The organism is Hyphobacterium sp. CCMP332 (assembly GCF_014323565.1).
Taxonomy (GTDB): Bacteria; Pseudomonadota; Alphaproteobacteria; order Caulobacterales; family Maricaulaceae; genus Hyphobacterium.
This window is the reverse complement of sequence record NZ_CP058669.1, coordinates 1-20819: the sequence shown is the minus strand read 5'-3', so window position 1 is coordinate 20819 and position 20819 is coordinate 1. Positions and strand designations below refer to the sequence as shown.

At 59.1% G+C, this 20819-nt stretch carries 18 protein-coding genes; 7 read left to right on the top strand and 11 right to left on the bottom strand.

The genetic code is table 11. From position 1 onward, the window contains the following. Positions 1-129 precede the first annotated feature (129 nt). Together glmS and HXX25_RS00085 are read left to right on the top strand one after the other, a co-directional pair. On the top strand, positions 130-1953 hold the full coding sequence (gene glmS / locus HXX25_RS00090; protein ID WP_187166399.1) for a glutamine--fructose-6-phosphate transaminase (isomerizing): 1824 nt from the start codon (positions 130-132) through the stop codon (positions 1951-1953). A gap of 87 nt (positions 1954-2040) precedes the next feature. After that, a complete protein-coding gene (locus tag HXX25_RS00085) occupies positions 2041-3168 on the top strand; it encodes a DegT/DnrJ/EryC1/StrS aminotransferase family protein (protein WP_187166398.1) in 1128 nt (375 codons plus the stop codon). On the opposite strand, the gene HXX25_RS00080 is transcribed toward HXX25_RS00085, so the two are convergent. From HXX25_RS00080 to HXX25_RS00060, 5 genes are all read right to left on the bottom strand, one after another. Further along, positions 3158-3658 (bottom strand): hypothetical protein, encoded by a 501-nt coding sequence (locus HXX25_RS00080; RefSeq protein WP_187166397.1) that lies wholly within the window; start codon positions 3656-3658, stop codon positions 3158-3160. The genes HXX25_RS00085 and HXX25_RS00080 overlap by 11 nt on opposite strands. A gap of 239 nt (positions 3659-3897) precedes the next feature. Then, positions 3898-4089 carry a transposase gene (locus HXX25_RS14205; protein ID WP_187167863.1) on the bottom strand — a complete coding sequence of 64 codons (192 nt, stop codon included), beginning with the start codon at positions 4087-4089 and terminating at the stop codon, positions 3898-3900. Positions 4090-4181: 92 nt separating this feature from the next. Next, the gene (locus tag HXX25_RS00070) at positions 4182-5690 is read right to left on the bottom strand and encodes a phosphomannomutase/phosphoglucomutase (protein ID WP_187166396.1); all 1509 of its coding nucleotides are present in this window, start codon (positions 5688-5690) and stop codon (positions 4182-4184) included. Positions 5691-5714: 24 nt separating this feature from the next. Further along, positions 5715-7016: a UDP-glucose/GDP-mannose dehydrogenase family protein gene (locus HXX25_RS00065; protein ID WP_187166395.1), complete on the bottom strand. Its 1302-nt coding sequence runs from the start codon at positions 7014-7016 to the stop codon at positions 5715-5717. Positions 7017-7087: 71 nt separating this feature from the next. Continuing rightward, a complete protein-coding gene (locus HXX25_RS00060) occupies positions 7088-8053 on the bottom strand; it encodes an SIS domain-containing protein (protein ID WP_187166394.1) in 966 nt (321 codons plus the stop codon). 130 nt (positions 8054-8183) lie between these two features. Here HXX25_RS00060 and gpmA point away from each other — a divergent pair, with 130 nt between their 5' ends. The 3 genes from gpmA to HXX25_RS00045 are packed head-to-tail and all read left to right on the top strand — an operon-like array spanning position 8184 to position 10906. Next, positions 8184-8909: a 2,3-diphosphoglycerate-dependent phosphoglycerate mutase gene (gene gpmA, locus HXX25_RS00055; RefSeq protein WP_187166393.1), complete on the top strand. Its 726-nt coding sequence runs from the start codon at positions 8184-8186 to the stop codon at positions 8907-8909. Beyond that, positions 8906-9559, top strand: a complete 654-nt coding sequence (ribD, locus tag HXX25_RS00050; RefSeq protein ID WP_233346739.1) for a bifunctional diaminohydroxyphosphoribosylaminopyrimidine deaminase/5-amino-6-(5-phosphoribosylamino)uracil reductase RibD — start codon at positions 8906-8908, stop codon at positions 9557-9559. Before gpmA ends, ribD begins: the two co-directional genes overlap by 4 nt. 48 nt (positions 9560-9607) lie before the next feature. Beyond that, positions 9608-10906, top strand: coding sequence for a pentapeptide repeat-containing protein (locus HXX25_RS00045; protein WP_187166392.1), 1299 nt, complete (start codon positions 9608-9610; stop codon positions 10904-10906). Positions 10907-10971: 65 nt separating this feature from the next. Here HXX25_RS00045 and HXX25_RS00040 read toward each other — a convergent pair whose 3' ends face one another. Next, the gene (locus HXX25_RS00040) at positions 10972-11448 is read right to left on the bottom strand and encodes an Hsp20 family protein (RefSeq protein ID WP_187166391.1); all 477 of its coding nucleotides are present in this window, start codon (positions 11446-11448) and stop codon (positions 10972-10974) included. Positions 11449-11674: 226 nt separating this feature from the next. Between HXX25_RS00040 and HXX25_RS00035 the strand changes: the two genes are divergently transcribed. Continuing rightward, positions 11675-12613 (top strand): class I SAM-dependent methyltransferase, encoded by a 939-nt coding sequence (locus HXX25_RS00035; RefSeq protein ID WP_187166390.1) that lies wholly within the window; start codon positions 11675-11677, stop codon positions 12611-12613. On the opposite strand, the gene hisN is transcribed toward HXX25_RS00035, so the two are convergent. The 3 genes from hisN to HXX25_RS00020 form a co-directional block, all read right to left on the bottom strand. After that, positions 12610-13401: a histidinol-phosphatase gene (hisN, locus tag HXX25_RS00030; protein WP_187166389.1), complete on the bottom strand. Its 792-nt coding sequence runs from the start codon at positions 13399-13401 to the stop codon at positions 12610-12612. The two genes, HXX25_RS00035 and hisN, sit on opposite strands and share 4 nt — an antisense overlap. Positions 13402-13447: 46 nt before the next feature. Then, positions 13448-13837 carry a helix-turn-helix domain-containing protein gene (locus tag HXX25_RS00025; RefSeq protein ID WP_187166388.1) on the bottom strand — a complete coding sequence of 130 codons (390 nt, stop codon included), beginning with the start codon at positions 13835-13837 and terminating at the stop codon, positions 13448-13450. Positions 13838-13967: 130 nt separating this feature from the next. Then, positions 13968-14852: an N-formylglutamate amidohydrolase gene (locus HXX25_RS00020; protein ID WP_187166387.1), complete on the bottom strand. Its 885-nt coding sequence runs from the start codon at positions 14850-14852 to the stop codon at positions 13968-13970. A 128-nt stretch (positions 14853-14980) separates the two neighbouring features. Between HXX25_RS00020 and cpdR the strand changes: the two genes are divergently transcribed. Next, positions 14981-15346 carry a cell cycle two-component system response regulator CpdR gene (gene cpdR / locus HXX25_RS00015; protein ID WP_187166386.1) on the top strand — a complete coding sequence of 122 codons (366 nt, stop codon included), beginning with the start codon at positions 14981-14983 and terminating at the stop codon, positions 15344-15346. Between the two features lie 68 nt (positions 15347-15414). Here cpdR and HXX25_RS00010 read toward each other — a convergent pair whose 3' ends face one another. Together HXX25_RS00010 and HXX25_RS00005 are read right to left on the bottom strand one after the other, a co-directional pair. Next, positions 15415-17406 carry a S9 family peptidase gene (locus HXX25_RS00010; RefSeq protein ID WP_187166385.1) on the bottom strand — a complete coding sequence of 664 codons (1992 nt, stop codon included), beginning with the start codon at positions 17404-17406 and terminating at the stop codon, positions 15415-15417. A gap of 155 nt (positions 17407-17561) precedes the next feature. After that, positions 17562-20813: a TonB-dependent receptor domain-containing protein gene (locus tag HXX25_RS00005; RefSeq protein WP_187166384.1), complete on the bottom strand. Its 3252-nt coding sequence runs from the start codon at positions 20811-20813 to the stop codon at positions 17562-17564. Between the last annotated feature and the right edge of the window lie 6 nt (positions 20814-20819).

Here is a 20819-nt window from a genome sequence, read left to right as displayed (position 1 = left end):
GGTATTCATTGTCCTAGACCTTTGGCGAGGCTGTGTCATAGAATGTCATCAAACGTGATTTGAAACCATGCTGTCACACTTTAATTGGACAATACTAAGTTGATTTCATCAGGACAGGATCACTAAACTATGTGCGGAATTGTAGGCATTGTGGCAACGGAAGACGTTGCTGCAAATCTGATTGATGGCCTGAGACGCTTGGAATATCGCGGTTATGACAGTGCCGGCATCGCGGTGATGACCAAGACCGGCGACATCCTGCGCAGCCGCGCTGCAGGCAAGCTGAAAAACTTGGAGAAAAAGCTTTTAATCGAGCCCTTGTCGGGCAACAGCGGGATCGCTCACACCCGCTGGGCGACCCACGGAGCTCCGAATGAAAATAACGCCCACCCGCACGAGGCTGGACGCGTGCATGTGGTTCATAACGGCATTATTGAAAACTTCATGGATTTGCGCGCTGGACTCGAAGCGGCCGGTCGCGCACTGTACAGCGAAACTGATACCGAGGTGATTGCGCACCTGATTGATGCCGCCTTGCAAGAGGGCCACGCTCCTAAAATCGCCCTTGAGATGACTTTAAAGCGGCTTGAAGGGGCGTTCGCGCTCGCTATCATGATCCATGGTGAGGATGATCTTCTGCTAGGTGCGCGCCGGGGCGGACCCCTTGTCGCGGGGCTCGGGCCGCAAGCGGGGTACATTGCCTCCGACCCGATTGCGCTGGCGCCCTTCACCCGTGATGTGATTTATCTGGAGGAAGGCGATTATTGCATCGTCAGCAAGAGCGGCGCGCAAGTGTTTGACGAAACCGGCAGTCTGGCCGATCGCCCCTTGCATAAAACTGATCTTTCGACCGCGCTCGCTGAACGCGGCCATTATCGCCACTTTATGGAAAAGGAAATCCATGAACAGGCTGAGGTCGTGGGCCGCACATTATCGACTTATATCGACCCTTTGACCATGATGCCGCATAAGATTAAGGGTGTTGAATTCAGCCAGTTTGATCGTTTGATCATCGTGGCCTGTGGCACAGCCGCTTATGCCGGACGCATCGCGGAATACTGGTTTGAGCGCTATGCCGGGATCCCCACCGAAGTCGATATTGCGTCAGAGTTTCGTTATCGCGGCGCAGCTCTAAGCGGCAAGGAATTGGCACTGTTTATATCCCAGTCGGGAGAAACGGCTGACACGCTGGCGGCTCTGCGCTGGTGTAAAAGCCAGGGCATAAAAACGGCTGTTCTGGTCAACACCCCGCATTCTACCATGGCGCGTGAAGCCGATATCGTGCTCCCAACTCGGGCCGGTGCTGAGATCGGTGTGGCGTCGACCAAGGCGTTCACCTGCCAGTTGGCGGCTCTGGCGTCCCTGGCGGTGCTGGCCGGCGTATCGCGCCAGCTTTTGAACGAAGAAACCGCCCCTGACTTATTGCGCGGGCTGATGGAAGCGCCACGCCATCTTAACGACGCGCTGGACTCAGAGCCCGCCATACAGCGCATCGCACATGAGATGATGCACGCCCAGACCGTCTTGTATTTGGGCCGCGGCGTCTATTACCCGCTTGCGCTTGAGGGCGCTCTGAAGCTGAAAGAAATCTCTTACATCCATGCCGAAGGCTATGCGGCCGGAGAGTTGAAACACGGACCCATTGCGCTTCTGGATGAGGGCTTGCCGGTCGTTGTCATCGCACCAAAAGACTCTCTGTTTGAAAAAACCCGCTCGAATGTGGAAGAAATCGTGGCGCGAGGGGCCTCCGTCATCCTGATTTCAGATGTGGAAGGCATTGCGCGCATGGGGTCGATAGCGGCGGAAACCATCCTGATGCCGACAACCCCTGAAATCGCGGCTCCGATCGTGGCCTCCGCGGCGATACAGCTTCTGGCCTATCACGTGGCGACCGCGAAAGGCACCGATGTCGATCAACCGCGCAATCTTGCCAAGTCAGTTACCGTCGAATAGAGACATATTGTGTGATTTGCGTGTGCAAGGGATTACTCTAAACGCGCTAGCGAGTCCGCTCGCCCTATGTTTGGAGTAGCCCCCCGCATGACCCAACAGATCGCATTCATCGACCTCGCTGCGCAACGCCAACGCCTCAAAGACAGGCTCGATGAGGCTGTGATGAAGGTTCTGGACGAAGGCCATTATATCAACGGCCCTGAGGTCGCGGTGTTGGAAGCCGAACTCATCAAATTTGGTCATGCCGAGTACGGTCAGTGCTGTGCCAATGGAACCGATGCGCTGGTTCTGCCTTTGATGGCGTGGGGTGTGCGTCCCGGGGATGCGGTATTTGTGCCGAGCTTCACCTTCGCCTCCACCGCTGAAGTGGTGCCATGGCTGGGCGCGACACCGATCTTTGTCGATATCGATCCCGATACCTACACTATGGATGCGGAGGCCTTGAGCGCCGCAATCGAGCAGGTTGTTCAAGACGGGCGTTTGAAACCGCGCGCGGTGATCGCCGTAGACCTGTTCGGTCAACCGGCCGATTATCCGACGCTATCTGAAATTTCCAAACGTCATGGCCTGAAACTCATCGCGGATTCCGCACAAGGCTTTGGCTGCACTTTGAGCGGGCACCACCCCTTGCACTGGGCCGATGTTGCCACGATCAGCTTTTATCCGGCCAAGCCATTGGGCGGGTATGGCGATGGCGGGGCCTTGTTGACCAATGACAAGGCGCTGCACAATGTCATCCGCTCATTGCGTGATCACGGCGCAGGCAAGGTGCGCTATGAGTATGACCGCATCGGTATGAACTCTCGCCTCGACACACTTCAGGCGGCCATTCTTCTGGTCAAGCTCTCCGTTTTCCAGGAAGAAATTGATTTGCGTAATCGTGTTGCGGATCGCTATGCTGCAGAACTTACATCCGAGGTCAAAACCCCGAAAGTCATTGAGGGCGGGATTTCAACCTGGGCGCAATACACCATTGAAACCGATCAAAGAGAGGCGCTGCGGGCGCATCTGGCAGAGCGGGGCGTCCCCAGCGCGGTCTATTATCCGATCCCGCTTCACCTGCAGAGCCCTTATGCCGACTTCCCGATTGGCCCCAAGGGTATGGCCGCAACTGAAGCCGCAGCACCCAAAGTGGTGTCCCTGCCCATGCATCCGGATATGAGCCAGGCTGATCAGACGCAAGTGATCAAGGCTATTAACAGCTTTAATGGTTAGAACGGAATCGCGAGACTTCATCCCTGCACACGTCGATATTGACCGGCTGCAGGATGGAGAGCGGCGTTGGCACTACAGGTGAAGGCAATGTGGCCCGCACCGTGTAATGTGTGTCTGGGTCAATCCCGGCCATCCGCATATGATTAAGTGTGACACGGCTGGATTCACGGCCATGGTCTAGAATCCAAGCCGTGCACAAATCCTCAATCGGCAGGGTGTTGAGTCGAGTTTCAATATACTCTGATGATCCACGATGTCCGGTGATGACCATGGGCAAGCCAGGCGGTCTTGCATCCAAGGCGTAAACCAGGAAAGGGTGACTCCCTGTCAGGTCGATCAAAAGCGACCGGTTGTCTTGCGGACCAAGTTCCGGGCTGAGTTCTTCAGCAACACGCAGAATATCAGCGGTAATCGGACAAACCTTTAAGGCCGGGCGCTGGCCTTGAATGATCATGGCCTGATTAGCGTCAAGCAGGCGCGCCGGGTCCATATGTGCCCCTTAGGGCCAGACGAACATCTGCCAGGCTGCCCCGCGATCACGCCCAATTGTTCAGCCAGAAGGATGGCTGACATGGCCCAACCCAGAAGCGCGCGCAGCTGGATCGTAAACACAAAGACCCCCATCAGACCAATCCCGGCTGGAAATAGAATTTGATTGTGCCAAGCATGCGCCGTTCCGGCTGTAAAAAATACGCTGGTCATCGCACACAGGCCCCAGACGCCTAACGCCTAGAAGATGTCAGCGCGTGTGCCCTTAGGCGAGATCATGAGCAGGCATAAGCCTGACAGACCGGTCAGCTGGATCATCGTGGGATGAACCCCGAACTGGCTCGCTAGCTCAGCCGCGGTCTCCTCGCCCTTCAGACCCTCCAGCGCCGCCTTCGACTTGAACTCAGGCGCATGCTGCTTGCATTTCGACATCCATGATCTCCTCGGCATCGAAGATCAGCAGGCAACAATATATAGCTTACGTCAGTGTCCAATTTGCGGGGAGTAGCTTAAAATACACGGCTTTATAGTTCCTGATCGAACGCGCCGACTTCGGGATGTTTGGCCAGCTCGGTCTGGATGTCCGCGAAAATCGCCTTCATGTCCTCGGCTGAGTTCGGGCTTTCCACCACGATGACGAGATTGGGCGTATTCGATGAAGCGCGGACCAGTCCCCAGGCCCCGTCTTCCAGCGTGAAACGCACGCCATTGACCGTCAGAACCTCGCGCACCTTGCGGCCAAGGATCGCCGTCCGGGCTTTGTAGGCCTCGGCAATCTGATCGACGATGCCGTATTTCTGCTCGTCCGTGCAGGCCGGTGACATGGTCGGTGACGAAAAGCTCACCGGCAGGGCACGGCGCATATTCGCCATGGTCTGCGTCGGATTACGATCGAGCATGTCCAGCACGGCGCGGCCGGCGACAATACCGTCATCATAGCCGCGGCCCAGGGGCGGCTGGAAGAAGAAGTGACCGGATTTTTCAAAGCCGACAAGCGCGCCGGTCTTCTTCGAATAACGCTTGATATAGGAATGGCCGGTCTTCCAGTATTCCGTCGTTGCGCCATTTTCCTGCAGAACCGGATCGGTCAGGAAGAGACCGGTGGATTTCACATCGACCACGAATTTCGCGTTCGCGTGACGTCCCGACAAATCCCTGGCCAGCATCAGGCCGACCTTGTCGGCAAAGATTTCCTCGCCCTCATTATCCACCACACCGCAGCGGTCGCCATCGCCATCAAAGGCGAGACCCACATCGGCCTTGTGCTCGAGCACCGCATCGCGCACGGCATAAAGCATTTTCATGTCTTCGGGATTGGGATTATAGCGCGGGAAGGTGTGGTCCAGCTCGCAATCCAGCGGAATGACCTCAACGCCCATCGCGGCCAGCGCCTTCGGGGCAAAAGCCCCGGCCGTACCATTGCCGCAGGCCGCGACGACTTTCAGTGGCCGGGTGATATTCACATCCTTCGACAGATCCGCGAGATAGCGTTCCGCGACACCATTTTCGCGGACATATCCGCCGCCGGCGCGGGTCTTGCCCTCGCCCTTTAGAACGATGTCCTTGAGCCGGCCCATTTCATCCGGACCAAAGGTGAGCGCTTTTTCAACGCCCATTTTCACGCCTGTCCAGCCATTGGAATTGTGGCTGGCGGTGACCATCGCCACGCAATCGATGTCCAGATCGAACTGAGCAAAATAGGCCGTGGGCGACAGGGCCAGTCCGATATCATGCACCTCGATGCCGGCGGACATCAGGCCGACCGTCAGCGCCTGTTTCACGCCTAGCGAGTAACCGCGAAAGTCATGACCGGTCACGATTTTCGGTTCAACGCCGAGCTCGTGGATCAGCGTGCCGAGGCCCAGGCCCAGCGCCTGAATGCCATACAGGTTGATCTCGGGCGTCTTGTCCGAGCCGGAATGGCCGAACCACCAGCGCGCGTCATATTCGCGGAAACCGGTCGGCTTGATCTGGGCCGAGGTTTCAAAATCCCAGCTATTGGGCACAAGATCGGCGCGAGGGGGCAGGCTCATGCAGGCACTCCTTGATTCCCCGGCCTAGCGGCCGACGCTGACATAGTTGAAACCGCGACTACGCATATCATCGGGGCTGTAGATGTTACGCAGATCGACAACGACATCGCCGTTCATGATTTCCTTGAGGCGTTTGGTGTCGAGCGCACGGAATTCATTCCACTCGGTGATGATCACCAGCGCATCCGCACCTTCAGCGCAGAGATAGGGCCCGGAGGTAAATTCAACGCCGCTGAGCAGTTTCTCGGCCTCCACAATGCCCGCCGGGTCATAGGCGCGCACCTTCGCGCCGGCGGCCTGCAGCGCCGGAATAATGTCCAGCGATGGCGCGGCGCGCATATCATCCGTGCTCGGTTTGAAGGTCAGCCCCAGAACGGCGATGGTTTTGCCGGCGACGTCGCCGCCCATGGCCTTGACGACTTTCTTGGCCATGTCCTGCTTGCGGCGGTCGTTGACCTCGACAGTCGTCTCGATCAGGCGCAGCGGTGTACCGGCTTCCTGAGCGGTTCGGGTAAGCGCCAGCGTATCCTTTGGAAAGCAGGAGCCGCCATAGCCCGGACCGGCGTGAAGGAATTTTCCGCCGATACGATTGTCGAGACCGACGCCGCGCGCGACCTCCTGGACATTGGCATCCACCGCTTCGCAGAGGTCGGCCATCTCGTTGATGAAGGTGATCTTCATGGCGAGGAAGGCATTTGCCGCATACTTGATCAGCTCGGAGGTCCGGCGGCTGGTAAAAATGATGGGTGTTTCATTGAGGAATAGCGGCCGGTACAGCTCGCGCATCACACTTTGCGCGCGCTCATCATCGGTTCCGACGACGACCCGGTCCGGGCGTTTGAAATCGTCAATCGCGGCGCCTTCACGCAAGAATTCCGGGTTGGACACAACCGCAAAGTCACCATCCGGGCGGGCTTCCCGGATGATTTTCTCGACCTCGTCACCGGTGCCCACCGGCACGGTCGATTTGGTGACCACAACGGTATAACCGTCCATCACGGCAGCAATTTCCTTTGCTGCGGCATGGACATAGGAGAGGTCAGCGAAACCGTCACCGCGCCGCGAAGGTGTGCCCACGGCGATGAATACGGCATCGGCTTCCTTCACCGCCTGCGTCAGATCGGTATCGAAGCTCAGCCGCTCCTCGCGCACATTGCGCTGGACCAGCTGATCCAGGCCCGGTTCGTAAATCGGGATGCCACCAGAGCGCAGCATGTCCACCTTTTCCTGGTCCTTGTCGATACAGGTCACATGGTGGCCGAAATCGGCAAAGCAGGCGCCGGAAACCAGTCCGACATATCCGGTCCCAATCATGGCTACGCGCATCGGGCGTTCCTTCTTTTATCGTGTTGCTGACCGTCTACCGATAAGGGGGCCATACGGTCAATGCGCAAGGCCTATTTAACACCGGCGCGCAACAGGTCGTGAATGTGGAGCAGACCGGCGGGCTTGCCGTCCTCCACCGCGAAGAGCTGGGTGATCTTTACCGATCCCGCTGTCATGATCCGCAAGGCATCCGCCGCCAGGGTCTGACTGGAGACCGTTTTTGGATCGCGCGTCATGACTTCGGCCACCGGCTGGTCCAGCAGGTTCGGCCCCATATGGCGACGCAAATCACCATCCGTGACCATGCCGGCCAGCTTGCCGTCGGACGCCACAACACCGACACAACCAAGGCCCTTTGCACTGATCTCGATCAATGCCTCGCTCATCCGCGCATCAGGGCCGATGACCGGCATATCCGGCCCTGCATGCATCAGATCACCGACAGTGGAGAGCGCTGCGCCGAGCGCACCGCCGGGGTGATACATCTTGAAATCCTGCGCGGTAAAACCGCGTGCCTCCAGAAGCGCGACCGCCAGCGCATCACCGAGCGCCATCATCAGGGTTGTCGAGGTCGTCGGCGCGCGGGTTTCGGCACACGCTTCGGGCGCATCCGGCACCAGCAACAGATAATCACTGGCTTTCGCAAGACCGGAGTCGGCCCCACAGGTCATGCCAATCAGCGGCGTTCCGAAGCGGCGGCAATAGGCCATCATGTCGCCGAGCTCTTTTGTCTCTCCAGATTTTGACAATGCAAGCACGGCATCATCCGGCGTGATCATGCCGAGATCGCCATGGCTGGCTTCGGTGGGGTGAACGAATTGCGCCGGCGCTCCGGTGGAGGCCAGCGTTGCCGCGATCTTGCGCGCGACATGTCCGGACTTGCCCACGCCGGCACAAATCACACGGCCCTTGATGTCTTTCAAACGGCTGACAATGGCATTGAAGGTATCATCGAGGCTGTCCGCCAATTGCCCCAGCCCGTCCTGCTCCAGGCGGATGACGCGGCGGGCGACTTGCAGCGAGTTCATATCAGTCATGGATTATCTGCCTTGATCTTTCTTCGGCATAGCAGAAGCGAGCGGTTTGCGGAAAGGGCGATTGCTGCCCTTTGGCTTGCTCCGGCCTCGCCCGCGCGCTATCCGGAGCAGGAAAGCGTCAGGAGTTCATATGGCCAAGCTGGTATTGATCCGTCACGGACAGAGTGAGTGGAATTTGCAGAACCGGTTTACCGGCTGGGTGGATGTCAAACTCACCGCCGAGGGCGAAGCCCAGGCGCGCAAAGCCGGGCATTTGCTGGCCGAGACGGGGTTTGCTCCCAAGCAGGCCTTTACCTCGGTTCTGACACGCGCCATCCGGACGCTCTGGCTGACGCTGGAAGAGATGGACCGTGTCTGGATCCCCGTGGATAAGTCCTGGCGTCTGAATGAACGCCATTATGGTGGACTGACCGGCCTCAACAAGGACGAGACCCGCGAGCGTCACGGCGAGGCGCAGGTACAGATCTGGCGCCGCAGCTTTGACACCCCGCCCCCCGCTCTGGACACCACAGACGAACGCCACCCGTCCCACGATCCGCGCTATGCGGACCTGGCCGCCGATCAACTGCCCGGTACGGAGTCTCTCAAAACCACGCTCGACCGGGTGCAACCGTACTGGGACAGTTCGATCGCTCCGCTTCTGGAAGCGGGCGAAGATGCACTGGTCGTCGCGCACGGAAATTCGCTTCGCGCCATTGTGAAACTGCTGTTTCAAATGACCGGAGAAGAGATCGTCCAGATTGAAATTCCGACGGGAAATCCGCTGGAAATCGGCATGGATGGTGAAGGCAAACTGCCCGTCACGGCGCGCTATCTGGACACGGAACGCGCCCAGAAACTGCCTGCTATTCCTTGAGCCGACTGACCGATCTTCGCCTGATGGATACAGCGCTGGCGATGGCGCGGTCCGGGCTTGGCACCACGGCTCCCAATCCGAGCGTCGGCTGTGTTCTGGTCAGGGACGGGCATATTGTCGGGACCGGCGTGACGGCACCGGGCGGGCGTCCCCATGCGGAGCGATGCGCGCTGGATATGGCAGGCGACGCCGCAAGTGGCGCAACTGCCTATGTCACGCTGGAACCCTGCGCCCATTTTGGCCAGACGCCGCCCTGTGCGGAAGCCCTGATCGCGGCCGGCATCGCGCGCGTGGTCATCGCCTGCACCGATCCCGATCCACGCACCGCCGGTCAGGGGATCGAAAAACTGACAAATGCCGGCATCAGGGTTGAGACGGGACTGCGGCAGACGGAGGCAGAAACACTTCATGCCGGCTTCTTCCACCTTGTCAGGCGCGGATGGCCGCTGGTCGCCATTGATGACCAGGAGCCGGGTTATGACCTCTCCCTTGAACAGTTTGACGATACGGATGTTCTGGCCGCGTTGAATGCCCTTGGCGCACGCGGCATTACCCGGCTGCGGCTGGTCCCGGGATCAGCGGCCGCACAGACGGCGGAAGAGGCCAACCTCGTCGACATGAAGGCCGCCAGTATAAACACCCGGCGTTAACCCAAATTCGGGATAATTTTCCTTTGTATCTGGGAATTAGAGCCGCTCATGTCGGAACGGGTTCAATATCGGACGCTGGACCAGGCGCAGGTTGATGAAATCTGCCGCCGTCATGCGCTTTTGTGGAGCGGCAAGCCGGGCGGTGCCCGCGCCTCCTTTACCTATTGCGTGCTGGACGGCCTGATCCTCTCCAACCGTGATCTGTCAGACGCAGACTTCACCGGCGCAACCCTCGTGGGCGCGGATCTTTCCGGCTCGGTCCTCAACTCCAGCAGCCTTTACGGGTGTGATTTGCGCAGAGCCAGTCTGCAGGGCGCGACCCTGCGCCGGGCGGATATGCGCGGCGCGGCACTGCGCGGCGCAAATTTGCAGGGCGCGGATCTGTCCGAATGTGATTTGCGCGAGGGCACGATTGCACAGATGGATCGTGAACGCGGCCTCGCCGTTCTCAAGCACCAGAAGCGGCCCGGCGAAATGACCATGGCGAATTTTCAGGGTGCCAATCTGTCGCGATCCAGAATGTCGGGGTCGTCTGCCCAGAGAGCCGATTTCACCGATGCCGTCATGCTGGGCACCAAGCTGGTGCGCGCCAATTTGCGATCCACCGTATTCTCCGGTGCTAATCTGGAAGGGGCCGACCTTTCCGGCGCCGATCTGACAGATGCCGACATGACCGATACCGTCCTCATCGGCACAACCCTCACAATGGCACGTCTGGACAATTGTGACCGGACCGGCGCGCTCACCGATAACCCCGTCGGAAAGAATATGCGGGAGCTTGATCGTCCGGTGGAAGACATGATCGAAGATCATATTCGCTGGTGCGCGACGGGCGGAAAAGAGGGAAAGCCCTCCTCGTTCGACGAAACCGATTTAAGGCCTCTCGGATCCCTTGCCGGTAAAACACTGACCGCCTTTCACGCACGCGGCGCAACGCTTTACGGGCTCGATATGGCAGGCGCGCAATTGCAGGGCGCGCGACTGGAACGCGCCGATTTGCGGATGACCTGCCTGCGGGGGGCGGATTTGCGCGGGGCGGATTTGACCGGTGTCAAGCTCAACAATGCCGATCTGCGCGATTGCAAGCTGGGACCGCTGCTTCTGGAAGGCGACCGCCTTCTGCCCGCCTCGCTGGCCGCGGCCAAGGTGCGCTATTCCGATCTGACCGGAGCCGATCTTCGCCGGATGAAGGCCACCGGGGCCGACTTCTCCTATTCAACGCTTTATGGCGCTGATGTCCGCCACGCCCATTTTACCGGTTCCTGCTTTACCGGCACCCGGATCAGCCGGACCTTCATGGAAGATGTCGAGGATGCGAATGGCGTTGTCGATCTGGACGCCGCCTGAAACAAAAAAGCGCGCGCCTGAAGGGAAAAAGGCGCGCGCTTTGCTGTGCGGATCAGGTCAGAGGGTTAAGCCGCTTTCGACTTGCCGCCCTCAATGACCTTCCGGCTCTTCGCCGTGGTGTTGCCAATGGATATCCGGCGCGGCTTGGCGCTCTCCGGAATCTCGCGGCGCAGTGTCACCGCCAAAAGGCCGTTCTTCAGTTCGGCATTCTCGACGACAACATGGTCTGCCAGATGGAAGCGCCGTTCAAAGGCGCGCTCGGCAATGCCACGATAGAGATAGTTCGGGTTCTCGCTATCCGACTTCGGCTCCTTGCGGCCCGAAACGGTCAGGACATTCTCCTGAACCTCGACGGTCAGATCATCCTCACCAAAGCCGGCCACGGCCAGTTCGATGCGGTAATCATTCTCGCCAAGCTGTTCGATGTTATAGGGTGGAAATCCGGTCGAGGGATCGGTCTTGGACGCCGAGTCCATCATGTTCGCCAAGCGGTCAAAGCCCACAATGGAACGATAAAGCGGTGTGTAATCCAAGTTTCTCATAGTCTCATCCTCCTTCAGAAGCGACAAGTTGTGCGCACGGCCATAGCCATGACCGGGCGGGATTTGCACGGGACATGATCCGCCTTTGAGGCCGGACCGGCCCATGCACAGACCCCGTTGTGGCGGCCTGCACCAAATCAGGTAGGAAAGCGGATCACAGCTTGCAAGAGGGGCGGTGAGTCTTTAGGCGTAGAGTCAAATTAATTAGCGATTTCGGGAGTTTCTCATGCAGCGCGCATTCTGGCTAACCGGTCTGGCAAGTCTTGCCCTCACCGCCTGTTCCGGCAGCGAGGAACCATTGGCGGTCAATGGTGACAGCCCTGACGACGTTGTATCCGAAGACACTGCAGCCGATATGACGGCCGAAGATGCGGCCGATGCGGCCTCGGCCGGGACACTCGAATGGGCTCTGGCAGGCGATTGGCGCGGCGCGAATGGCGAGCGCGATGACGCACGCCACCCGGCTGAAACGCTCACATTTTTTGGCATCGAGCCCACTGATACGGTGATCGAAATCTGGCCGGGCGGTGGCTGGTATGCGGAAATCCTGGCACCGTGGCTGAATGCCAATGGCGGCACTTACGTCGCCGCGCACTTCGCCGCCGACAGCCAGAGCAGCTACCGGCAGCGCAGCCGTGCCGCGTTTGAAGAGCGGTTTATGGGAACAGATCTTTTCGGCGATGTGATCGTCCGCAGCTGGGGTCCTGACAATCCCGGCTTGGGCGAGCCCGCCTCTGCCGACGCGGTTTTGACTTTCCGCAATGTTCATAACTGGATGCGTGGCGGCTTCACCGAGCGGGCCTTTGATGAATTCTACGATGTTCTTCGTCCCGGCGGTGTGCTGGGCGTGGTTGAGCACCGGCTGCCCGATACCCGCGAACAGGACCCCCTGGCGGAAACCGGCTATGTTCAGGAAGCCTATGTCATCGCCATTGCGCGCGAGGCCGGTTTTGAACTGGTCGACAGCAGCGAGATCAATGCCAACCCGGCCGATACAGCGGACCATCCGAATGGCGTCTGGACACTGCCCCCGTCACAAAGCGGCTGGGATACGGAAGGGTTTGACCCGGCACCGTACGCGGCGATCGGCGAAAGCGACCGTATGACCCTGCTGTTCAGAAAGCCGGAGACAGAGGCCATTCCCGCCGAAGGCACTGAAGACTAGGCGGATTTGAGTTTGGCGATGGCCTGGGCATGGAGCTGCGGTGTCGCGGCTGCAACCAGCGCGCCATCGCTATATTCGCTTTCACCCGACCAGTTGGTGACGATGCCGCCGGCCCCCTTTATGACCGGGATAAGGGCGTGCCAGTCATAAGGGGCAAGGCCGGATTCGATCACCAGATCGACCCCGCCCGCCGCAAGCAGGCCATACCCGTATCCATCCATGCCATAGCGTGTCAGGCGCGCTGCCTTTCGGACGGCGGCGAACCGGGCGGCCTCAACGGCCTGAAACAGATAGGGGTCCGTCGTCACGAGTATAGCCGTCTCGAGGGTTGCAACGTCCGACACCTTCAACGCGCGGCGCTCCGATCGCGTCGCAAGCTCCGCCCAGCCCTGATGGCCCGAAAACCGTTCGCCGGTATGCGGCTGATCAATGACGCCCAGTACGGGGACATTTTCATAGGTCAGGGCAATGAGAACCGTCCACGTCGGCGTGCCGGCAATAAAACCGCGCGTCCCGTCAATTGGATCGAGCGTCCAGGACCAGCCATTGCGGCTTTCCAATACGGGGAATTCCTCGCCCAGCACGCCGTCGTCAGGGCGTTCGATATTGATGAGATCGCGCATGGCCTGCTCGGCGGACCGGTCGGCAATGGTGACCGGATCAAAGCCGGCACCCACCTTGTTCTCGACCGATGTCTGCCGGCGGAAATGCGGTAGAATGGCGGCACCGGCGGCATCTGCCAACCGGTGCGCGAACGCGAGGTCGTTCTGGAGATTACGTTCTGTCATGACGCTGACCTATCAGTCCGGTCAGCGCTTGTCAGCTATCGGATTTTCAGGCGGCGTCGTTGGCAGCCTCTGCCGGCTCCAGCGATTTTGCCAATTCAAGCAGACGCTTGCGAGGGCGCTCGCCGAGGCGGTAATAAGCGCGCACGAGGTCCATGGTTTCTTTCTGCGAAAGAATATCCGCGGCCATGACGTCGGGATCGTCGGACTTGTCCTCATCCGGCGAGATACCCTCATAGAAATACTGAGCCGGCACATCCAGGGATTCCGAGAGTTCGTACAGACGGCTGGCGCTGACGCGATTGGCCCCGCACTCATATTTCTGGATCTGCTGAAAGCGGATGCCGACCGATTCAGCCAGCTGCTGTTGAGTCAGGCCGAGCAGGCGGCGACGGCGGCGCAGCCTCTTGCCAATGTGGAAATCAATTTCGTTTGTCATCGTTTCGGCTCCGGTAATCGCTTCTTGACCTACGTCCCCTCGACGCGTTCGCGTTAGAGGAGAGCAAAGGCCATGCCGCAGCCGAAACTCCAATTATTAGATGAGATATTTCAGAATCTTATGTGAATTTTCAGGTCCATTTTTCTGTCGCGAGCGCGCGCAGGACTGCTTCGACTTTCTCCCGTGTGGCGGGAAACGTCCCGGAACGGGTCACCTGTTCTTCATTGAGATAGAGACCGCGATTGATTTCGATCTGGATGGCATGCCGGTTTTGTCCGGGCTTGCCATAACAGGCTGTCGAATATCCCCCAGCATAGGGGCGATTGCGGCGAACAAGGAAACCCTGATCCCGAAATACGCTTTCGACATGCGCCATGATGGCGGGATCGCAGGCGCTGCCATGACGGTCGCCCAGGACGATATCGACGCCGCCAGCAGCAATGGCCGGCATGGAGTGAAAATCCAGAAGAATGGCAATCCCGAACACATCATGAGAGGCCGTAAGGTCGACATCGATCGCGCCGTGATAGGGCCGATAATAATCTGCGATGCGCTGGCGCGCTTCCGTCACCTTCAGCGGCGCGTCATAGAGCGGCCGTCCACCGGCGCTCATTCGCGGGATGACACCGAGCCCGGCCAGGACGTGTGGAGTCGCGCCTGCGCTCTGGCGGGGAAGTTCGGGAAACAGCACGGAATCCAGCTCATTTGTCGACCGGTTCGGATCAATAAAGACCCGCGGGAAGGGAGCGATTACGGCCGCAATACCAAAATCCGGAGCCGCCTCTATCAGGGTATCGACATAGGCGTCTTCCGACCGCCGCAACAAATCCAGTGGCAAGCAGGATTGGGCCAGCAGGTCAGGTGGATAGATACGCCCGCTATGGGGTGACGCCGCCAGGATCGGTGACAGCCTTTCCTTCGGACGGCGCACAATGACAGGCTGGTCGATCCGCGCAATGATGGCGGGCGACGAATCCATGGCCGCATCGGGCGATATCGGGTTGCTTCGGACCATGTCTTCACATTGGCGGGACGTATGCAGTCCGGTCAAGCCATTCACGGAGCATTTGTCGGTTCGTTCAGCGGACTTTTACCTTAATGGTCTAAAGACAGGTCTGGAAACGGATGGGTGGAGATTCCGGAATGGCAAAAATACTTCTGGCGGAAGATGACGGGTCGATGCGCGACTTTCTGGCCAAGGCCCTGAAGCGGGCCGGCCATGATGTCGTGGCGTGTGCGGATGGCGATGAAGGCTTGTCCGTGTTCGAGGCCAACAAGGATGCGTTTGACCTGTTGCTGACCGATATTGTGATGCCCGGCATAGATGGTATCGAACTGGCGCGGCGGGCGGCCGAACTGACGCCAACCCTGAAAATCATGTTCATCACCGGATTTGCGGCAGTCGCCCTGAATGCGGGATCGAGTGCCCCGTCGAATGCGAAGGTTCTGTCCAAACCCTTCCACCTTCGGGAATTGGTGGATGAGGTAGACCGGGTGATGGCCGCCTAGTGCGTCTGGCTTGCAACAAAAAAGGCCCGCTCAAACGAGCGGGCCTTTTCTCTACGCTGTGAACAGACCTACCGTGCCGGGTTTTGCGGCGTCGGCATGCCACACTCATTCGCCAGCCAGCTTGTCAGCTCTGTGTAGAGCGTCACCTGGTTGTCGTAATTGAGCGTGTTCGAGAAGTGATCCGCATCCGGCAATTCCACATAGCGGTGCGGAATACCATTGCGCTCCAGCGCCCGGATCATGATCTGGCTCTGATATTGCGGGACGCGCTGATCAACTTCGCCATGGATGATGAGCAGCGGAACGCGGACATCCTCGGCGAATTCGGCCGGTGACATACCGGTATAGCCTTCTTCCACAAGCAGCTGGCCAATCGCCGTACCGCCGAAATCACGCTGAATCACGTCGAGGTCGGACACGCCGGCCCCGGCGATGGCGCAGTTATAGACGGCGGGCTGACGCACCGCGGCTGCGAAGGCCGCATAGCCGCCATAACTCCAGCCGAACATGGCGACCTGATCCGCTGTGGTCAGACCAGCATCAACGAGATAGCGGACGCCATCATCCTTGTCGTCCGACATGGTGATGCCCCAATTGCCAAAGCTCGGCAGCCAGTGATCAAGACCATAGCCTTCAGACCCGCGATATTGCGGCTGCATGACCATATAGCCGCGATTGGCCAGAACCGTCGCCCATTCGTCAAATGCCCGTGTCTCGGAGACCCACGGACCGCCATGCGGCAGAACGACGAGTGGGTAGGGTGCCTCGCCGAAAGGCGGCAGGGTCAGGATTGCCGGAATTTCGAGGCCGTCGCGCGCCGGATAGGTGATAAACTCCTCACGGCCGAGCGCAGCGTCCATCAGCTGCGGGAAGGAGCGACCGATTACGACCGGCTGTCCGCCAGAGATATAATAATAGACGCCGGGCTCCTGCGATGACTGTGAGAAGACCAGCATCTGGGCGCAATTATTCACGCAGTTGACGATTGTATTGCGCGTATCCGGGAAGGCGTTGTCGACAACCGCTTGCAGGTCCGCCATCTCCTGGCTGATCCAGGCATACTGACGCTCGCCATCGGCGTAGAAGGCAAAGCCGGCCAGCTCCGGCTCACGGTCAATGTGTGGCTCGAAGCGCGGACCGAGGATGTCGACATCCTCACGCTGATAGATGGTGCGGACATATTCGCCGGTGCGCAAATCCATGATGTGCGCACCAATCGTGTTCTCGCCGTTATGCGCGAGCACATAGGCGCGATAATCACGGTCCGGATCGAACCCGACCACGTTCACGCCCGACTGGCCATAGGTTTCATAGTCCTCGACTTCGAAGGACATCACTTCCCGCCAGTTGGGATTTTCAGGATCCTCGCGCCAGAAATACTGGACCGAACGGGTGGCTTCATCAATCGAGGTAGCGAACCGCGGATTGCCGTCCTGATCGAGGATATAATTGCCGAACCGGCCGCTGCCGCGCAGGATCCGCGTCTGACGCCCGGTGCGCACATTGTAACGATAGAAATCCGGTGTGCTGACCCGGCCGATCGAGCGGCCCCGAAGGTCTTCGACCGTATCGGTATTATTCAGACCCGCGGTCCGGATAATGATATGTTCCGGATCTTCGGCCATGCGCCGGACGATACGAACGTCATCGTCGAGTGCCCGGAAACCGCCCTCGCCGGACCAGTGAACAATAGCGCGCTTGAACTCATAAACGCCTTGATTGACGCCTTCAATCCGGTCACGGACCTGCTGCCGGAAATTCACGAGCAAATATTCCGGAGACACCCAGCTGACACCAAGGACTTCCATGCGATCGGCACCGAGGCGTACGGGATCAGCCGAAAAATCGTCGGTGGAATAGACCTCGATAATGTAATCGCCATCACGAGCGGTCAGACGCCGCATAGCCAGATGCTCGCCGTCCGGTGACAGGCTGACATCCGCCACGGCCGGGTAGGTTGCGAAATATTCAAGCGGCACCACCTCGCCCTGAACGGCAAGGGCCGAGCCCGTGGCCATCAAGCCCGCGATAGCTCCCAAAACGAGTTTACGCATCATCATTTCCCCTGAGGCTGTCTGTTCCCGTTGGAAGATAGACTGCGCAAATTGCGCGCCAAGGGCAAGTGCCGAGAGGCCTGTATACGCAGCATTTTGCGCATAAAAAAGCGGCCCCGGATTTCTCCGGAGCCGCCCATTTTCTGTAATGCTGCCGTTTTCTAGAACGACTTGCGTACGCCCAGGAACCAGCGGCGACCGCGAAGGTCGTGGCCGATGCCGATTGGCACGTTGCCGATGGCGAACACACCAGCCGGGTCAACAACCGGAGGCTCTTCGTCAAAGACGTTCTGGACACCGAAGTTGATGACCCACGTATCCGGCGTCCAGGAGACACCAGCCGTGTGGACGTAGTATTCGTCGGTCCAGTAAACCGGCGTACCGCAGTTGGTGAGGCCGGTGCCGGCCGCATTGACCTGACGGCAAGTCACACCAGTCGTGCCCGGATCATTCTCTTCACCACCACCGATGTAACGGGTCAACCAGGTGAAGCGCCAGTTATCCTGATCCAGAGCAACGCGGAAGGACCCTGTCCAATGCGGTGCTTCGGTCTCACCAGCGTTATCATCCGGCGTGCCCTGAACATTGAAGACCTGCTCGTTCAGGCGGGTTGCGCGGACGTCAGCCGTCAGGCCCCATCCACCGAACCACGGGATTTCGTCTTCATAGAGGACGTTGAAATCCACACCCTTCGAGTTGATCGTACCGATGTTGATGAAGGAGGCATCGATGAAGTTCAGGAAGCCACCCGGGCTACGCTGAATGCGGTTACAGAAGGCGGACTGGAAGCCCGGGATCGTGTTGTAGCAGTCATTGACGATGAAGCCGGCGCTCGGCTCGTTGACCGAGTCGCTGACGACGATGTCATAGTAGGAGACCGCCAGACGCAGATCGAAAGCGTCAAACCAGGGCTGCTCTGCCACCACACCCCAAGTCTGGGACCGGGACGTTTCCGGATCCAGCAGGGTTGTACCGCCAGAGGCCGTTTCCACGGACGAAGCCGGGCCCAGGTTGGCGGCCAGACCCAGCGAAAACGGATCCACACCGGCAGCCTGACAGTTGGCGATCGTGATCTGCGACCGTGTGTCGAGACCCGGAACATAGACAAGCGGCGTAGCCGGATTGTTGTCGTCATCGACGCGGGCTCCACCCGGAACGACGCAGGGGTCGGTCACGGTGGCAAAACCGGTCTGCCCGGCAAGGAACTGCTCGCGTGCGTTCGGCGCGCGATAGGACGTGCCGTACGAACCACGGAAGTTCAACCAGTTGGTCGGACGCCAGTTACCCTTGATCGAGTAGGTGACATCGGAACCGTAATTGCTCTCGTCGGTCCAACGGCCAGAGAGGTTGATCGTCACTTCTTCAGCAAAGCGGCGTCCCAGGATGGGCTGGAATTCCGTTTCTGCGAAGATTTCCCACAGATAGCGGTTACCGGTTGCGCCCTGGTCTGCGGAGCGGAACAGGATATCACCGCGGCCGAAGACATCATCAGCCTGCGACTGGATGGTGTCACGACGATATTCGAAACCGAGGACCAGCGGAACATCAGAGCCATTGTTCAGGGTGAACAGATTGCCGGATGTCGTACCACCGACCATCAATTGCTCATAAACAGTCCGGATTGTTGCCGGTGTCAGCAGGTAATCCATCTCGGCCTGCGACAGGACACCGCCGCCTTCCTGATAAATGGACGGCTGGAACAGGTTGACCGGGACACAAGGCGTATTGAGCAGACGCTCATCGCCAAAGGCACCGATATTGTTGTCCGGCAGACCATCGCCATCCAGATCGACACCACAAACCACATTGCCGTTCGGCAGGCGAACGGACGTGTTCAGCGACAATTGAAGGCGGTCATTATCCAGTCCGACGAAGCGGCTGAAACCTTCCGAGCGGGCATAGCTCGTATAGATGTCATAGCCCCAGGCGTTGAAGAAAGGCAGATCGCCGCGGAACCCGACCACAGAACTGATCTGCGTGATATCGGCTTCTGTACGATCCCGCTCGCCGAGGATCCGGATGATCGGAACAACGTCAAGATTGCCAAAATTGGCCCCGAAGACGGTTCCAAGGCAGTTCACACCATTCGGATTGGACGTCTGGTTACACGGGTTGAACGGGTTGTTGCCCGGCACCGTCGGGAAGAGACCCGGATTGCCCGAATTGATCGTGGTCTGACGATTGGCCACCAGCAATTCATAATAGGCCGAGGTGTTGCTGCCCCAGCCGATGTCGTGCTCGCCATAGCTGTAGAAGCTCCAGCGCTGCTGTCCGGGAATGAAGTCGTCCTGGAGACGAGCCGCTGCGGTATTCTGGTTGTACAAAGGGGCCGCAAAGTCGAAATCGGACGTATACGGTCCGGGCTGCCCTTGCAGACGCGCCAGGCTCCAGACGTTTGAACCGAGCGGTCCACCAACATTGCCGCCAAGATTGGATTCGGAGAAGTTCGGAATACCGATATTGGAGAAGCCCGGCGTGTAATAGGTCGAACCGAAGCCGACCGGAATGAAGAGCCGGTTGATCAGCGAGGTGTTACACGAAGCATTATCGCCCGTGAACAGACCGACATTGCGGCCATTATTGATGTCACCCGGATTGGCACCGGAGAAATCCCACGTGGAGACGTCAACAGAACGGATCACGCCGTCATTGCCGATTTCGTGGTTGCGCGGGCAGCCGCGCGTAAAGTCGCGGTCACCGAGAAGCTGAGCTTCAGTCTGCGAGTATTCGAAGGCAAAACCGGCAAAGCCACGGTCGGAGTTGATACCCCAGGCACCCGCGAACTGGGTTTGCTCACCGCCACCGTCGAACGGCGTGGTGCGGTTGTATTCAAACTCGACGCCTTCGAAGTCCTGACGGAGCACGACGTTTGCCACACCGGCAACGGCGTCCGAACCGTAGATCGAGGACGCGCCATCCAGAAGCAGGTCGATGCGCTCGATGATCAGACCCGGGATCAGTGTGAGATCCGGGCTGGTCGGTGCGCCACCGATACCGGCCGGCGCCAGGCGGCGGCCGTTAACCAGCGTCAGTGTCCGCTCGGCATTCAGGCCGCGCAGGTTCAGCTGAACCGAACCCGGGCCGTTGTCGAGAACGAAACCGACGAATGTCGTGTCGATCTGCGTACCGGTCGCTTGCGACTGCGCCTGCAGAATGTCTGCGGCGTTCACAAGACCGACTTCGCGCGAAACTTCGCCCGAAATGACCTGCACTGGCGAGAGCGAGTTGAATTCGGAGCGCTGAATACGCGAACCGGTTACGATAACCGTATCCTGCTCTTCTTCCTCTTCGACTGCCTCTTCATCTTCATCAACGTCTTGCGCATACGCAGACGCACCGGCCAGACCCGCTGCCGCGAAGCCCGCCAGAATGGTTGAGCGCAAGAGTCGCTCGCGATCCCAGAAATTGCTCACTGTCAT

What these genes read in the sequence shown, in the direction of transcription:
- HXX25_RS14205 (WP_187167863.1), bottom strand. Translation starts at nt 4,089, where the DNA reads ATGTCGAAATGCAAGCAGCATGCGCCTGAGTTCAAGTCGAAGGCGGCG.
- HXX25_RS00040 (WP_187166391.1), bottom strand. Translation starts at nt 11,448, where the DNA reads ATGAGAAACTTGGATTACACACCGCTTTATCGTTCCATTGTGGGCTTT.
- HXX25_RS00080 (WP_187166397.1), bottom strand. Translation starts at nt 3,658, where the DNA reads ATGGACCCGGCGCGCCTGCTTGACGCTAATCAGGCCATGATCATTCAA.
- HXX25_RS00070 (WP_187166396.1), bottom strand. Translation starts at nt 5,690, where the DNA reads ATGAGCCTGCCCCCTCGCGCCGATCTTGTGCCCAATAGCTGGGATTTT.
- HXX25_RS00045 (WP_187166392.1), top strand. Translation starts at nt 9,608, where the DNA reads ATGTCGGAACGGGTTCAATATCGGACGCTGGACCAGGCGCAGGTTGAT.
- glmS (WP_187166399.1), top strand. Translation starts at nt 130, where the DNA reads ATGTGCGGAATTGTAGGCATTGTGGCAACGGAAGACGTTGCTGCAAAT.
- HXX25_RS00035 (WP_187166390.1), top strand. Translation starts at nt 11,675, where the DNA reads ATGCAGCGCGCATTCTGGCTAACCGGTCTGGCAAGTCTTGCCCTCACC.
- cpdR (WP_187166386.1), top strand. Translation starts at nt 14,981, where the DNA reads ATGGCAAAAATACTTCTGGCGGAAGATGACGGGTCGATGCGCGACTTT.
- HXX25_RS00025 (WP_187166388.1), bottom strand. Translation starts at nt 13,837, where the DNA reads ATGACAAACGAAATTGATTTCCACATTGGCAAGAGGCTGCGCCGCCGT.
- gpmA (WP_187166393.1), top strand. Translation starts at nt 8,184, where the DNA reads ATGGCCAAGCTGGTATTGATCCGTCACGGACAGAGTGAGTGGAATTTG.
- HXX25_RS00085 (WP_187166398.1), top strand. Translation starts at nt 2,041, where the DNA reads ATGACCCAACAGATCGCATTCATCGACCTCGCTGCGCAACGCCAACGC.
- HXX25_RS00010 (WP_187166385.1), bottom strand. Translation starts at nt 17,406, where the DNA reads ATGATGATGCGTAAACTCGTTTTGGGAGCTATCGCGGGCTTGATGGCC.
- HXX25_RS00020 (WP_187166387.1), bottom strand. Translation starts at nt 14,852, where the DNA reads ATGGTCCGAAGCAACCCGATATCGCCCGATGCGGCCATGGATTCGTCG.
- HXX25_RS00060 (WP_187166394.1), bottom strand. Translation starts at nt 8,053, where the DNA reads ATGACTGATATGAACTCGCTGCAAGTCGCCCGCCGCGTCATCCGCCTG.
- HXX25_RS00065 (WP_187166395.1), bottom strand. Translation starts at nt 7,016, where the DNA reads ATGCGCGTAGCCATGATTGGGACCGGATATGTCGGACTGGTTTCCGGC.
- hisN (WP_187166389.1), bottom strand. Translation starts at nt 13,401, where the DNA reads ATGACAGAACGTAATCTCCAGAACGACCTCGCGTTCGCGCACCGGTTG.